At 65.6% G+C, this 15,152-nt stretch carries 13 protein-coding genes; 10 read left to right on the top strand and 3 right to left on the bottom strand.

Annotated features, from left to right (window positions below):
• Positions 1 to 144 precede the first annotated feature (144 nt).
• The 3 genes from JDV76_RS03715 (at position 145) to JDV76_RS03705 (ending at position 3,989) form a co-directional block, all read left to right on the top strand.
• Positions 145 to 1,551, top strand: a complete 1,407-nt coding sequence (locus JDV76_RS03715) for a class II fumarate hydratase (RefSeq protein WP_198735540.1) — start codon at positions 145 to 147, stop codon at positions 1,549 to 1,551.
• Positions 1,552 to 1,698: 147 nt separating this feature from the next.
• Positions 1,699 to 2,436 carry a TetR family transcriptional regulator gene (locus tag JDV76_RS03710; RefSeq protein WP_198735539.1) on the top strand — a complete coding sequence of 246 codons (738 nt, stop codon included), beginning with the start codon at positions 1,699 to 1,701 and terminating at the stop codon, positions 2,434 to 2,436.
• Positions 2,433 to 3,989, top strand: coding sequence for an MDR family MFS transporter (locus JDV76_RS03705; RefSeq protein WP_198735798.1), 1,557 nt, complete (start codon positions 2,433 to 2,435; stop codon positions 3,987 to 3,989). Before JDV76_RS03710 ends, JDV76_RS03705 begins: the two co-directional genes overlap by 4 nt.
• A gap of 97 nt (positions 3,990 to 4,086) precedes the next feature.
• On the opposite strand, the gene JDV76_RS03700 is transcribed toward JDV76_RS03705, so the two are convergent.
• The 3 genes from JDV76_RS03700 to JDV76_RS03690 all read right to left on the bottom strand — a co-directional run bounded on the left by JDV76_RS03700 (position 4,087) and on the right by JDV76_RS03690 (position 6,348).
• A complete protein-coding gene (locus JDV76_RS03700) occupies positions 4,087 to 4,617 on the bottom strand; it encodes a GNAT family N-acetyltransferase (RefSeq protein ID WP_198735538.1) in 531 nt (176 codons plus the stop codon).
• 193 nt (positions 4,618 to 4,810) lie between these two features.
• Positions 4,811 to 5,488, bottom strand: a complete 678-nt coding sequence (locus JDV76_RS03695) for an LGFP repeat-containing protein (RefSeq protein ID WP_198735537.1) — start codon at positions 5,486 to 5,488, stop codon at positions 4,811 to 4,813.
• Positions 5,489 to 5,637: 149 nt separating this feature from the next.
• The gene (locus tag JDV76_RS03690) at positions 5,638 to 6,348 is read right to left on the bottom strand and encodes a type 2 periplasmic-binding domain-containing protein (RefSeq protein WP_198735536.1); all 711 of its coding nucleotides are present in this window, start codon (positions 6,346 to 6,348) and stop codon (positions 5,638 to 5,640) included.
• Between the two features lie 23 nt (positions 6,349 to 6,371).
• On the opposite strand from JDV76_RS03690, the gene JDV76_RS03685 reads away from it, so the two are divergent.
• The 7 genes from JDV76_RS03685 to pcaD all read left to right on the top strand — a co-directional run bounded on the left by JDV76_RS03685 (position 6,372) and on the right by pcaD (position 15,076).
• On the top strand, positions 6,372 to 6,791 hold the full coding sequence (locus JDV76_RS03685) for a DUF5997 family protein (protein WP_198735535.1): 420 nt from the start codon (positions 6,372 to 6,374) through the stop codon (positions 6,789 to 6,791).
• 190 nt (positions 6,792 to 6,981) lie between these two features.
• Positions 6,982 to 9,048: a bifunctional metallophosphatase/5'-nucleotidase gene (locus tag JDV76_RS03680; RefSeq protein WP_198735534.1), complete on the top strand. Its 2,067-nt coding sequence runs from the start codon at positions 6,982 to 6,984 to the stop codon at positions 9,046 to 9,048.
• A 14-nt stretch (positions 9,049 to 9,062) separates the two neighbouring features.
• On the top strand, positions 9,063 to 11,768 hold the full coding sequence (locus tag JDV76_RS03675; RefSeq protein WP_198735533.1) for an ExeM/NucH family extracellular endonuclease: 2,706 nt from the start codon (positions 9,063 to 9,065) through the stop codon (positions 11,766 to 11,768).
• A 172-nt stretch (positions 11,769 to 11,940) separates the two neighbouring features.
• On the top strand, positions 11,941 to 13,623 hold the full coding sequence (locus JDV76_RS03670; protein ID WP_198735532.1) for an FAD-dependent oxidoreductase: 1,683 nt from the start codon (positions 11,941 to 11,943) through the stop codon (positions 13,621 to 13,623).
• A gap of 52 nt (positions 13,624 to 13,675) precedes the next feature.
• Positions 13,676 to 13,948, top strand: coding sequence for a metal-sensitive transcriptional regulator (locus tag JDV76_RS03665; RefSeq protein WP_198735531.1), 273 nt, complete (start codon positions 13,676 to 13,678; stop codon positions 13,946 to 13,948).
• A gap of 51 nt (positions 13,949 to 13,999) precedes the next feature.
• On the top strand, positions 14,000 to 14,164 hold the full coding sequence (locus JDV76_RS03660; RefSeq protein ID WP_198735530.1) for a hypothetical protein: 165 nt from the start codon (positions 14,000 to 14,002) through the stop codon (positions 14,162 to 14,164).
• A 114-nt stretch (positions 14,165 to 14,278) separates the two neighbouring features.
• Positions 14,279 to 15,076, top strand: a complete 798-nt coding sequence (gene pcaD, locus JDV76_RS03655; protein ID WP_198735529.1) for a 3-oxoadipate enol-lactonase — start codon at positions 14,279 to 14,281, stop codon at positions 15,074 to 15,076.
• Positions 15,077 to 15,152 lie beyond the last annotated feature (76 nt).

Here is a 15,152-nt window from a genome sequence, read left to right as displayed (position 1 = left end):
CGGGTGACGGGAAACTGACGGCACTCGGTTTTTTCGGCCATACTTGGATCAGCTACACCGCGTGGTGCCCGGGCTGCCTTTCCGTGTGCTCCGGACACGATCGGGGTGTGACATCCACACACACAATGAAGAGGTTGGTTATTCATGACTGAGCAGGAATTCCGCATCGAACATGACACCATGGGCGAGGTTAAGGTACCAGCGAAAGCCCTGTGGCGCGCCCAGACCCAGCGTGCGGTCGAGAACTTCCCGATCTCAGGCCGCGGCTTGGAGTCCGCGCAGATCCGCGCGATGGGTCTGCTGAAGGCGGCCTGCGCCCGGGTGAATCTCGACCGTGGCCTGCTCGACGAGGAGAAGGCCAACGCCATCATCGCCGCGGCGAAGGAGATCGCCGAGGGCAAACACGACGACGAGTTCCCCATCGATGTCTTCCAGACCGGCTCAGGTACCTCGTCTAACATGAATACCAATGAGGTCATCGCGTCCATCGCGAGCAGGAACGGCGTCGAGGTCCACCCCAACGACCACGTCAACATGGGCCAGTCCTCGAACGACACCTTCCCCACCGCGACCCATGTCGCTGCGACCGAAGCCGCGGTCAAGGATCTCATTCCGGGTCTGAAGGTCCTGCAGGAGTCCCTGGAGAAGAAGGCCCGGGAGTGGAATAACGTCGTCAAGTCCGGTCGTACCCACCTGATGGACGCCGTCCCGGTCACCCTCGGCCAGGAGTTCTCGGGCTACGCCCGCCAGATCGAGGCCGGCATCGAGCGGGTCGAGGCCACTCTCCCCCGCCTGGGCGAACTGCCCATCGGCGGTACCGCCGTCGGCACCGGCCTGAACACCCCGGCCGACTTCGGCGCCAAGGTCACCGTGGAGCTCAAGGACCTGACCGGTGTCGAGGAGCTGCGCGAGTGCGTTAACCACTTCGAGGCGCAGGCGAACCGCGACGCGCTGGTCGAGTTCTCCGGTGCGATGCGCACCATCGCCGTCTCCCTGAACAAGATCGCCAACGATATCCGCTGGATGGGCTCCGGCCCGCTCACCGGCCTCGGCGAGATCCACCTGCCCGACCTGCAGCCCGGTTCCTCCATCATGCCCGGCAAGGTCAATCCGGTGCTGTGTGAGACCGCGACCCAGGTCGCCGCACAGGTCATCGGTAACGATGCCGCGGTCGCCTTCGGCGGCTCCCAGGGCGCGTTCGAGCTGAACGTGTTCATCCCGGTCATGGCCCGCAACGTCCTTGAGTCCGCACGCCTGCTGGCCAACACCTCCCGCGTGTTCGCGGAACGTCTCGTCGACGGCATCGAGCCGAACGAGGAGCGCATGAAGACCCTGGCGGAGTCGTCCCCGTCCATCGTGACGCCCCTGAATTCGGCGATCGGTTACGAGAACGCCGCGAAGGTCGCCAAGACCGCGCTGAAGGAGGGCAAGACCATCCGCCAGACGGTGATCGACCTCGGTTTCGTCGACGGTGACAAGCTCCCCGAGGAAGAGCTGGACAAGCGCCTCGACGTGCTCGCGATGTGCAACACGGACCGCGACACGAAGTAGGTACCCGTAGTTCACCCATCACTTACGGTGGGACCCAGACCCCCGCAGCCTTCCTGTGCCGCGGGGGTCTGCCGGGTTTCTGTACATGCTCTGACCTGGATGATGGCAACTGCCGCTGCATCCCTCCGCGGCGCCTAGTTTCAGTACATGCATTTTTGCACTCTGTGCATTTTTCGGCGTAGGGTCGGGCGCGCGCACACCGACAACCTCCCGCTACGCGAGGCCGAGCGGCTGTCCACCCGGGCGGCGATCGACGATCACGCGACACGGTTGGTGCTGGAACACGGCTTCGACGCGGTGACCGTCGAGGGCATCTGCTCTGCCGCAGGTATCTCCCGGCGCACGTTATTCAACTACGTCGACTCCATGGAGACCGCCGTCATCGGGGAACACCCCCGGCCCCTCACCGAGGATGAAGTCTCCGAGTTCACCTCGGCCTGCCACCCGAACCTCCCGCTCGCGGTGATGGGGTGCGCCTTCACCATGAGCAACCTCTTCCATCCCTACACCTGTGGCAGGGCGGCGTCGGACGCCATCGAGGCCGGGGAGCTCCTGCGCCGTCGGAAACGGATCTGTCAGACGGACCCCCGGCTCTCCCGCCAACGGACCGCCAGGTACCCCGACATCCATGCGAGCCTGGTCAATGCCGTTACCTCCTATCTGGAGGCCTGGCCGGAGGAACGCCAACTTCCGTCATCCAGCTCGCAGACCGAGGCGATGACCATCGTCGCAGTGTCGACCACCGCGATCCGACTTGGATTCCACCTCTGGATGGAGGGGGCCGACCCAACCTCGGAGGCCCTATATGCCCGGTGCGCTGACGCACTCGAAGACATGACCCGGCTACTCACCAAGGAGGCCGATAAGGCGTCGACCGCACTCTGACCACCACCCCACCAGAGGCGCCGCCAACCACCCGGGCGGAACAGTCACGACTGTCGCTGGTCTTTACCGCGCTGGTCCTGGCCATGCTGATGAGTTCCCTCGGTCAGATGATTTTCTCCACCGCGCTCCCGACTATCGTCGGCGAATTAGGCGGCGTCAAGCACATGACGTGGGTCATCACCGCTTTTCTTCTCGGCCAGACAATCTCGCTCCCGGTCTTCGGGAAACTGGGAGACCAGTTCGGGCGGAAATACCTGTTCATGTTCGCGGTCTTCCTATTCATGGTGGGTTCCGCACTGGGTGGATTCGCGGACTCGATGAATGTCATCATCCTGGCCCGACCGATCCAGGGTGTCGCCGGTGGCAGACTCATGATCCTCTCCCAGGCGATCACCGCCGACATCGTCTCAGCCAGGCAGCCCGGCAGGTACATCGGAGTCATGGGATCAGTCTTGGGATTGTCATCCGTACTCGGCCCCGTGCTCGGCGGCTGGTTCACCGACGGACCAGGCTGGCGCTGGAGCGTCTGGTTGAATATTCCGATGGGCGCGATAACGTTCCTGGCTATCGCACTGTTCCTCACCCTGCCGAACCATGCGCAGGGCGGAAGCCTCGACTGGACAGGGATCGCGACGATGACCCTGGCAACGACGAGTTTCATCCTCACCATCACCTGGGGCGGCAGGCAACACGACTGGACCTCCCCGACGATCCTCGGACTGCTTACCGCTGTCCTAGTGTTTTCCATTCTCTTCGTCGTCGTGGAGCGGAGGGCCCGGGATCCACTGGTCCCCTTGTGGCTGTTCAGCAATCACAATTTCCGGCTGACGACCGCTGCCGGACTCATCGCTGGGATCTTCATGTTCGGTTCGCTGGCGTACATGCCGACCTATCGCCAGATGGTCCATTCCATGAGTCCGACCGAAGCAGGCCTGATGATGGCGCCGATGATGGTCGGCCTGATGGGTACGTCGATCGCGGTCGGAGCGCTGGTTACCCAAACCGGCAGATACCGGATCTATCCGGTCGTCGGAATGGCGATCACGGGACTCTCACTCTGGTTATTATCCGGCTTCTCTTATGATTCCCCGCTTCTTGAGGTCGCCGGCTACCTGTTCGTCCTCGGATTCGGACTCGGATCTGCGATGCAGATCCGAGTCCTGATCGTCCAGAACTCATTTCCCATCGCGGTGGTGGGAACCGCGACCGCAGCGAACAACTTCTTCCGGCAAATCGGCGGTGCCACCGGTTCCGCCCTGGTCGGCGGGGTCTTCGTCAGCAATCTCTCCGGTCTGCTCGATGATCGTCTCCCGCACGCTCTGTCCCTGCTCGGTGAGGACGCTGCGGAGTCCGGTGCAAAGATCTCGGGGAACGGCGCCAACCTGACCCCGGGCCTTGTGCAGTCGCTACCGGACCCGGTCCGTGTCGCCATCGACATAGTCTACAGCGACGCACTAACCCCAGTATTCACGCTTCTCACTCCCCTTGCGGTCCTTTCCGCAGCAGTACTGTTCTTCGTCCACGAGGAACAGCTGAAGGAGAGCGTCGCGTGACGGCCAGACCACACCAGGGCGCAACAACAGACAGGCGACGTGGACCGCACCCCCATCGGGGACAGTTCACGTCCGTATGAGGGACGAAAAGAGGAAATCAGAAAGCTTCCGGCTTCGGCAGGAGCTTCTCCCAGATGATGGTGTCGCGCCATTGGCCCGCGAGTTCGCCGTAGGGCATCTTCGCGAGGTGACTCAGGGTACCCGCCTTCTCGAATCCGCGGGACTGGTGGAGCCTCGTCGAACCGGTATTCTCCGGGAAGATCCACGAGTGAATGGCCCACTTCTCCAGTTCAATGCACTTCTCTATGAGAGTGTCCAGCAGTGCGCCGGCAACACCACGCCCCTGCGCCTTCGGGTCAATGTAGATCGAATCCTCGACGACCCCGTGGAAGACCTCACGCTGTGAGATTGGTGCCGCGGAAACCCATCCCAGGACCGTCTCGTTGTCGGAACGCTCGACTGCCACGAAAGCGCATTCCATGATCTTCCGACCGTTGAATTCCTCCCACGTCAACGCATGACGTTCATAGCTGGCATGACCGGTGTCAAGGCCACGTTCGTAGATGTGCCGGACCTGGTCATAGTCGCCCTCGGTCAGCGGTCGGATGATGAAGTCGCGTTCAGACATACCTGAAGAATATTGTGCGGGACCCCACACGGCAACCTGAGAGATAGACACAGCGTCTAACCGGCGTCATTTCAGCTGCTCCCAGACGGGAAGCCCCCTGCGTGGACATGAAAGAATCCCCGGTCGTCACCGGGGATCCTCTCATCGGATATTCACTCCGCCATCAGACGGGACAACTGTATCTGCGTCCGAACTAGTTCTTCTCGATCGTGGAACCCCAGGCGCCGTCGGTCTGAGACCAGATGATATCTCCGTGCTCGAAGTTCTGGGTCCAGCCGTTGCCGTCCTTACGCTCGACCTCATAGGCGGTGGGCAAACCCAACTCGGACTCAAGGCCTCCCTCGGACATCCAGGTCTCGGCAATCTTTCCGTTCAGACGCTGTGCACCGGTGTCCTTAGAGTAGGCGATGTAGTAACCCTCGTTGAAGGCGGCGAGGTAACGGCCGTCCTTCTCCTTGAGGTCGGTCAGCTCGCCGAGGTGACCGGCGGTGCCGCCCATTGACTCGTACATCTCGACGATCGGGGTGGGGACGGCGACCGCCCTGCCTGCGGCATCGGTGACGTCGGTCTTGTTCTCGGCGTCGTTCATCGCATCCTTTGCGTCGTCCTTGGCTTCCTCGGCTGCCCCCTTGACTTTGTTGGCACCGTCATCGGCTGCGCCCGTGGCATCAGCTGCCGCATCTTCAGCTGCGTCCTTGGCCTCCTCCACACCTTCCTTGACGGCGTCTCCGGCGTCAGAAGCGGCCTCCGAAACCTTGTCGGTGGCAGCGTCCAGGTCGTTCTTGGCCTCTTGCGAGCAGGCGACCACACTGAAAGAGATGCCCAGTGCTGCGATACCGGCGAGAATACGGGTACGGGTTTTCTTGGTCATTGAGAATCAGGTCCTAAGCAGGTAGATGGTCAGTGCATCACTCACTATGACACCGCCGAGGAGATGACGCCACTTTTGATATACGCCCGTCATACTCCCGAGACAACCATGTGATAATATCTTTCAGGTTCACCTGAACAGGGCACGGTTCACCTGCGACCGCGGCGGCGCGCCGCCCCGGTCCCACCGCGTCCCACGGGTTTGCGCCGGGGTACACCCTCGGTGGCGGCCCGACGCACCTTCTTCGCCGCCGCCTTCTCCGACGCCGTCCGCTTCGGTTGAGCAGTTCTGGAGCTAGCCCCCGTCCGTCCCCTCGCGACGCCGACGAAGTCCTGGATCACATCGCAGTCATCCAGCACCCGCCACACGAGAGCGATCGTCGTCGGAGATCCGTCACGGTACCCGCGGTTCTCGGTCCTTCGGGACCCGAGCCGCCTCAGCAACGGTCGCGGGGCGAGGACGACACCCACACCCGTCGCGACGACGTCCACCGCCTCCCCTACCGCCCGGACATCGACGCGGCCGTCGACATCCGGGGTATAGAAGACCGTCTGGTCTGAGATATCGCCCCTGCCTAGCGTGTCCACGAGGGAAAGTTCACTGTCCTTGGGGACAGCGATCCCGGGTTCCTCCTCGTAGAGACGCACGAGGTGGTACGTGTCGTCTATCCGGGGATCAGGAAGCCGGACGAGAACCAGGTCCGCCTGACCATCGATGAGCTCCGCCATCGGATCGATGCTCTCCCCGGTCACCGGTTCCCGGTGACCGGTCCGCTCCCCGAACCTGTCGAACCACTTACCCGGCGCCGTACCCGTGACGAAACTAATGGACAGAGCAGGCTCGGAGCTACGGAGATTCATGCCGGGAATGTTACCGTGAAGCAATGACAGAACCTGAAGTACGTCCGCCGTCGAGCACCGCGATGAAACCACTCACCGCCGCCAAGAAACTAGGCATCTACCTACCTGCGGCACCAGAGGAGTTCCAGCGTAACGCACTCACCCATGCGGAATTCGCCGAATTGCTGCAGAATCCCCCGCAGTGGTTGACGGATCTCCGGGCAACCGGCCCCCATCCCCGCCCCGAGGTCGCCCGGAAACTGGGGGTCACCGTCGCTGCGCTGAAGCGCAACGACATGGACCGGCCACTGACTACCGGGGAGATCAAGGATCTTCTCGCCGATCAGCCGGAGTGGCTGCGGAAGGCGCGGACCACACTCGCCGAAGAACGTGCGGCCGCCGCCGCCCGCGAAGCCACTGCCGGAGACGCCGCGAAAAACGGTGACACCCCGGACGAGGAGTAGCACCCGCACCACCCACCCCCGTTCCGGGGCTGGCCCGGGTGACGGCGGGATGAATTCACGGGGAGCGAACGAAGAACCCCCAAGCGGAGAAAACAGCACATCAACCATTTCCCCGCCAGGAGAGTGATTCGTTGATTAACTGCGAGGGACCGTGATCCGCGTTTTATGTCCCCCTTGGAGCGATCCCGCAATGACCATTTACCGCCACTCCTTCCTCTCCGCACTGACCGTCGGCGCACTGGTCTTCAGCGGCCTGGCAGCACCGCTCGCGGGTGCAGAAGAGGTGACGCCAGTCACCCTCAACATCCTCGCCACCAGTGACTTCCACGGCCACATCTCCGCCGTGCACGGCCGCGGTGGCGCCCTGGTCGACCCAGGCGCAGCCGCACTGGCCTGCTATATCAACGCTGAACGGGGCCGCAACCCCGACACGAACTTCGTCGCCGCCGGCGACCTCATCGGTGGGTCTCCCTTCGTCTCTTCGATTCTCCGCGATAAGCCGATCCTGGACGCGTTCAACGCTATGGGCTTGGATGTCTCCGCGCTCGGCAACCACGAGTTCGACAACGGCGTCGAGGACGTCAGCGCCCGAGTCTCTTTCGACGGCACCGGCCAGGCGAAGTTCCCGTACATCGCGGCGAACATCACCGGAGCCGATCCAGCACCGGCACCCAGCCACATCATCACCACCGCATCCGGGATCCGGATCGCCTACGTCGGCGGAGTGACCGCCGAGACTCCCTCCATCGTCAATCCGGACGGCGTCGTCGGGCTCCGGTTCGATGAGCCCGTCGCGGCGATGAACGCCGAGGCCGAGCGGATCGCCGCGGCGGACGAGGCTGACGTCATCGTCGGGCTCGTCCATGAGGGGGTCCATGTGGATTCCGGATTCAGCGACGCGTTCGACGCCGTCGTCGCCGGACACACCCATCGGGAGACACTCGAAACCGGCCCCGCGCGCGAAGGCCGCCAGCCTCTCGTCGTCGTCCAACCCGGCGAATACGGGCGGCTGCTCTCCGACATCGACATCGTAATCGATCCTACGACCGGTGAGATCAGCTCGGTCACCGCCTCCAACCACACCGCCGACGACATCTGGACGGAGTGCGGCGAAACCCCCGACCCCGAGGTCCACGCAATCGTCACCGCAGCCGAGGAGGCCGCGGCCGAGGAGGGCCAGCGAGTTGTCGCCACGGTGCCCGGTGCTTTCCTCCGCGGCCGTGACTCAGCGGACGGCGAAACCGGCGGCAACCGGGGAGTGGAGTCCTCGCTGAACAGCCTCCTCGCTGACGTGGCACTCGATTCCATCAACGCGAAGACGGCGCTGAAAGCCGACATCGGTGTCATGAACGCAGGCGGTGTGCGGGCGGACCTCGCGGCCGGCGAGGTGACCTTCGCTGACGCATACCAGGTCCAGCCCTTCGGCAACCCGATCGGCACAGTCGACATAACCGGTGCACAGTTCATCGAGCTGTTGGAACAGCAGTGGAAGCCGGGGCAGTCCCGCCCGCGTCTGGCGCTCGGGCTCTCATCCAACGTCACCTATATCTACGATCCGGCCGGTGAACAGGGATCCAGAATCACCCGGGTCCTGGTCAACGGCACCCCGATCGATCCCGCAGCCACCTACCGCGTCGCAGGCAACAGGTTCCTGCTCAACGAGGGCGACAGCTTCACCGCCTTCGGCACGCAGACCGGATCAAACACCTTCACCGACACCGGTCTTATGGACGTCGACCTGTTCATCAGCTACCTCGCCGCCAACCCGAACATCGCTCCCCGTCATCAGCAGACCTCCATCGGCGTCCACCTTGACGGCGCCGCCGACGACGGCTCCGTGACGGCCGGTTCCGAGATCACGGTCAACCTGTTCTCACTCTCCTACACCGGCGGCGAGCCGGTCGCCGAGAACGTCACCGTTACCCTGGGTGACGAGAAGGTGACGGTCCCGGTGGACAACACCATCGTCCCGACTAACGACGAGACCGGCCGCGCCTCCGCGACCCTGACCGTTCCGGGCGGTTCCAACAACCTGATCCTCCACATCGAAACGGACTCCGGGACCGTAGCCGAGCTGCCGCTCACCGTCACGGATGGCCCAACGCAGGCACCCGACCACTCCGCAGCAGGCAGCACCTCCGCACTGAGCTCCGATGTCGACATGGTCTCCAGCCGACTGGGCAACTTCGGCTATATCATCGGCGGCGGAATCGTGGCCCTCATCGCCCTGCTACTGACCTGGCTGCACGTCCGCTGACGGGGGGAGACGACATGACACGGCGATTCTCCCTCACCGCGGCAGCACTGGCCACCGTCGGAGTAACCATCCTAACGGGGCTGCTCCCGGCCACGGCCACCCCCGAGGGCGACAACATCGTCATCAGCCAGGTCTATGGCGGAGGCGGAAACAAGGGTGCCGCGCTCACCTCGGACTTCATCGAGCTGTACAACCCGACCGGTTCTCCCATCAGTGTCGACGGGTGGACCCTGCAGTACCTCTCCGCGCAAAACACGGCGGCGAACCCCGGACAGATCAGTGAGCTGACGGGGACTATCGCACCGCGCTCCCATCTGCTGGTCCGCGGGGCACGGGGATCCGGTGGCACCGTCGACTTCACGGCGGACATCGACGCACCGCAGCTCGCGGTGGGTAGCAGGGCCGGTGCGGTGGTCCTGGCCACCGACGCCACCCCGTTCAACGCCGAAGTTGCCGGCGGTTCCGCCGTGGACATCCTCGGCTACGGCGGCGCGGCGGTCTCCGAGGGCACCCCAGCACAGCCTCTGGACAACACTCTGGCGGCCATCCGCGGTGACGACGGGGCGGACACCGACGACAATGCCACGGATTTCACCGCCACCGTCCCCTCCCCGAGGTACTCGGGCGGCGCAGCCATGGGCGCCACGGTCGCTGATCCCGAACCGGATCCCGGAACACCCGGCCCCGCCGATCCCCGAGAGGTGACGATTGCGGAGATCCAGGGCGTGGGTGACGTCTCCCCGCTCGTGGATGAGGAGGTGCGCACCACCGGAATCATCACCGCCACCTGGCCAGACGGCGGACTAGGTGGTTTCGCGCTGCAGACCGGCGGAACCGGCCGGCTCCACGGCGCGGATGCGGCGTCCACGGGTGTCTTCATCTACACCGGCCGGGGTTCCGAGCCCTCCCCCGATCTCATCGGGAGCTGCGTGGCCGTCACCGGAAAGGTGTCGGAGTTCCACGGACAGACACAGGTCGCGGGGCGATTCGTTCCGGTCGACGCGGCGACTACATCCGACTGCGCGGAAGCGGTCACTCCGATCACCGACACGGTCCCCGAGGACCCCGCCCTGCGGGAGGCCCACGAGGGCATGCTGTTCCAGCCTGCGGGTGCGCACACGGTGACCGAGAACTACAACCTCAACAGGTACGGCAGTTTCGGCGTCGTCGCGGGTGAGACCCCGCTGTTCCAGGCGACCGACGTGGTCGAGCCCGGCGCGGCCGCTGTCGCGTACGAATGGGACAACGCGCGTCGACCGCTCACGATCGACGACGGCAGTTCCCGGGATTTCCTCCGCAACAGTGAGGCCCGCGACGTGCCACTCCCGTATCTCAGCGCCGACGGGGAAACCCGCCCCCTTCGCACCGGGGATCACGTGGCCTTCTCCCGGCCGATGGTACTGGGCTACTTCTTCGGGGCCTGGACCCTGCAGCCGACCACGCCCGTCGACGGCACGACTCCGGCCGACACACTGCCGGTCTCATGGACCTCCGGCCGGGACGCCGAACGCGGTGGCCCGGATTCCGTCGGCGGCGACACGAGCCTGGCGAGCTTCAACGTCCTCAACTTCTTCACCGATCTCGGCCGCGACGAACCGGGGTGCGCTCCGGTCACGGACCGTGCCGGTACTCCGGTGACCGGTGACCGGTGCACGGTCCGCGGTGCGTACACACCGGAGGCACTGGCGGACCAGCGGGTGAAGATCGTCTCCGCGATCAACACCCTCGACGCTGACATTCTCGGGTTGGAGGAGATCGAGGACAGTTCCCGGTTCGGACACGACCGCGACGCCACGCTCAATCAGCTGGTTGACGCACTGAACGCTGCGGGCGGGAACTGGGCCGCGGTACCTTCTCCGGCGACTGTTCCGGGTGGGCCGGGCACCGGTGACGTGATCCGCACCGCCTTCATCTACGATCCGGCGCGCGTCCGCCCGGTCGGTGAGTCCCGGATTCTCATGGACGACGCCTTCACCGGCATCGCCCGGGAGCCCCTCGCCCAGGAGTTCGCACCGGTGGACGGTGGCACGCACATCGTGGCGGTGGTCAACCACTTCAAGTCGAAGGGGTCTGTCGCCCGCGGTGACGTGGACACCGGCGACGGTCAGGGCAACAACGCCAGGTTGCGTACCGCGCAGTCCCGGGCGCTGGTCAGGTGGCTCGCGGGCCAGAGGGACTGGGGTGATCTCCCGCAGTTCATCATCGGGGACCTCAACTCCTATTCCCGCGAGGACGCGGTGCGGGTCATCGAGGACGCCGGATTCACCAACGTCGGCCGGCACTTCGATGCCGGGACGAGCTACCAGTACGGGGGTCGTCTGGGTTCCCTCGACCATGTGCTGGCCAACCAGCGGGGCATGGCGGTGACCACGGGTGCCGATGTGTGGGACATCAACGCCGACGAGTCCACCGCGTTCGAGTACTCGAGGCGGAACTTCAACGCGGTAGATCTCTTCTCACCCGACCCGTTCCGGGCCTCCGACCACGATCCGATCAAGGTCGGGCTCTCCCTCGGTGGCGGCACACCCGGCGACGTGGATCCCGGACCGGGGGTTCCCGAACCCGGAACGCCGGATGGATCAACGGCGGCGGTGCAGGATTTGGTGCAGGATTTGACTGTCCGGGCGGTGGTGGCGGGATTCCTGGCGTTACTCGGCCTCGGCGCGCTGATCGCGTGGCTCACCGGACTCCCCGCATTCCTTGGGCTGTTCCACCGCTGACCACACGGTGGTTTTCACGGGGACGGCCCCCGCACATCCGGAAGGAATGGTGCGGGGGCCGTCCCGCGTTCCTGCGGCGCCGGTACGGGGCTGGCACTTGCCACCCATATACCCCGGGGGGTATATTTCGCCGTACCGGTACATCCACCACCGACACCAACAGGAGCACACCATGAGACTCGTCATCGTCGGAGGTGTCGCAGGCGGAATGAGCTGCGCCGCCCGCGCCCGCCGCCTGGACGAATCCGCCGAGATCATCGTCCTCGAACGCGGCCCCCACCCGTCCTTCGCCAACTGCGGACTCCCCTACTACGTGGGCGGGGAGATCACCGACCCGGGCGCACTGCTCGTCCAGACCCCGGAGTCCCTGCGCGCGGCACTCGACATCGACGTCCGCGTCCACCACGATGTCGTCGGCCTCGACGCCGCGACCCGCACCCTCTCCGTCGATACACCCGACGGGAACATCCGGATCTCCTACGACGCACTGGTGCTCGCCCCCGGTGCGAAGCCCTTCCTCCCGCCCGTTCCGGGACTCGACTCCCCCAGGGTCTCCACGCTGCGCACCGTCGACGATGCGACGACACTGCGGGACCGGGTGACCTCGGGCGACCGGAACGCGGTCGTCCTCGGCGCCGGTTTCATCGGGGTCGAGGCCGCCGAGGCGCTGGCGCTGGCGGGGCTCCGGGTGGACCTGGTGGAACTCGCCGACCACATCCTCCCGCCCGTGGAGCGGGAGATCGCCGGCCCGGTGACCGCGGAACTCGAACGCACCGGCGTCACCGTCCGGACGGGGGTCGCCGCGGAGCGGGTCGAAACCGGGGACGACGCGGACACCGTGGTCCTCTCCGACGGCACCCGGCTGAGTGCCGACCTGATCGTCCTGTCGGTCGGCGTGCGCCCCGACACCGCCGTGTTCGGGGAAGCCGGGGTCGCCTGCGAGCGCGGGGCGATCATCGTCGACGAACACGGACGCACCAACCTGGACGACGTGTGGGCCGTCGGTGACGCCGTCGCCGACACCGATCCCGTCACCGGGGCCCGACGCCCGGTGGCTCTCGCCGGCCCGGCGAACCGCGCGGGCAGGCTGGTCGCCGACGACATCCTCCGGCCGGGTACATCCCGCCCGACGCCGCAGCCGCTGGGCACCGCCATCGTGCGTGTCGGCGAGGCGACCGTCGCGATGACCGGCGCCAACCGTTCGGCGCTCGAGGCGGCCGGGATACCGTACTTCACGGTGCACCTGCACCCCCTGCAGCACGCCGGCTACTTCCCGGGCGCGACGCAGGTCCATCTCCTCGCGCACGTCCACGCCGAGGACGGCACACTCCTCGGTGCGCAGGCACACGGGGCGGACGGCGTCGACAAGCGGATCGACGTCCTCGCCACCGCACTGCGCGCCCGCATGACCGCCGCCGACCTCATCGACCTCGATCTCGCGTACTCCCCGCCCTACGGCGCGGCCAAGGACCCCGTGAACATGCTCGGCATGATCGCCGCGAACGTCACCGACGGCACGGTGCGACTCTGGTACCCGCAGGACCTGCCCGAGGTGCAGCGCGACTGCCTGATCCTCGACGTCCGAGGTGCGGCCGAGGTCGATGCCGTGCGGATCCCCGGAGCACTGACCATCGCACACACCGAACTACGCGACCGCATCGATGAGGTCCGCGACGCAGCGGACGGAAGGCCCCTCCGGATCCTGTGCGCCTCCGGCGTGCGCTCCTACCTCGCGTACCGTCTCCTCACGCAGCACGGCTTCGACGACACAGCCACCCTCTCGGGAGGGATGCTCACCCTCGAAGCCTGGCTGGGACACCGTGCCGACACCGTCCTCGAACACGGGCGGAACTGACCCGCACGGCAGCCACTAGCACCGGACACCATCCCGACGAAGGGGAAAAACCATGACCGAATTCCAGCCCGAGGACAAGAAACGCATACTCAACCGGCTGCGCCGCGCCCGCGGACAACTGAACGCCGTCATCGAGGCGGCCGAATCCGGTGCTCCCTGCAGGGACGTCGTCACCCAGCTGGCGGCGCTGAGCTCCGCACTGGACCGCGCCGGCTACGCCATCATCTCCGGAGCGATGAAGGGCTGCATCCGGGACGAGGACTCCCGGAAGGACGGTGATCTCACCCCCGAGGAGCTGGAGAAACTCTTCCTCATGCTCGCCTGAGCACCCGATCCCCACCCCACACAATCCACGAACCCAATTAAGGAGAACACCATGTGTAGAGCAGTCACCTGCCGCAAATGCGGAAAAACCACCTGGGCCGGATGCGGCCAACACGTCGACCAGGTCATGCGCAACGTCCCGAAATCGGAGCGGTGCCCGGGGCACGCCGATGAACCCGCGACCGGATTCCTCTCCCGGATCTTCGGGCGCCACTGACGTCCGTCACCTCCCCCGGGAGCCTCTCGCGTCACTACACTCGGCGGTATTCCGAGTATGACGAAACCACACTACCCGGCAGCTGCCGGGGTGAAGGGAAGGATGAACCGAGCCATGTCCGAGAAAACCGATACAACCCGACGATCCACCATCCGTCTCGACGTGAAACTCACCGGGGAAACAGCGGACGCCATCCCCGTGGTCCTCATCGGATCTCTCGGTTCCGACCGTTCGATGTGGGACGAGCAGATCGGCCCGCTGTCGGAGAAGTGGCCGCTGGTGGCCGTGGATCTTCGTGGTCACGGCGCCTCCCCGGTGCCGGACGGACCCTACTCGATGCCGGATCTCGCGGCGGACGTGCTGGCGACCCTCGACGATCTGCGGGTCCGGCGTGCCCACTTCGTCGGCCTCTCCCTCGGCGGTGCAATCGCCCAGCAGATCGCCCTCGACGCCCCGGAACGGGTAACCAGCCTGACGCTGGTGTCCACCGCGGCGAAGTTCGGTGAAGAACGGACGTGGCGGGACAAGGCCGCCACCGTGCGTGCGGAGGGGACGAAGGCCCTGGCGGACACCGTCGCACACAACTGGTTCACACCGACGTTCGGTGAGGCCGGAGCCTTCGCTGACTATGAGGCGATGGTGTCCGCCTGCCCGGACGAGGGCTACGCGGCGTGCTGCGAGGCACTCGCCGAGTTCGACTCCCGCCCCCGGCTGGGTGAGATCAGCGCCCCGACGCTGGTCATCTCCGCCACCGACGACCCCTCCACCCCGCCGGACGTGGTACGGGTCCTCGCCGACGGGATCCCCGGTGCCCGTCTCGAGTCCGTGAGCCCGGCCGCCCACCTCGTCAACGTGGAGCAGGCGGCCGTGGTGAATCAACTGCTGGCGAATCACTTCACCGCGGCGGTCTGATCCCGCCCGGACAACAACCGGACAAGAAACCGCCCGCCCCACCGTTTGCACCCGGTGGGGCGGGCGGTTTTCCACG

The organism is Corynebacterium marambiense (genome assembly GCF_016342275.1).
Classification (GTDB): Bacteria; Actinomycetota; Actinomycetes; order Mycobacteriales; family Mycobacteriaceae; genus Corynebacterium; species Corynebacterium marambiense.
Note: the sequence above shows the minus strand (reverse complement) of the source record. Positions and strands in the feature narration are given on the sequence as shown.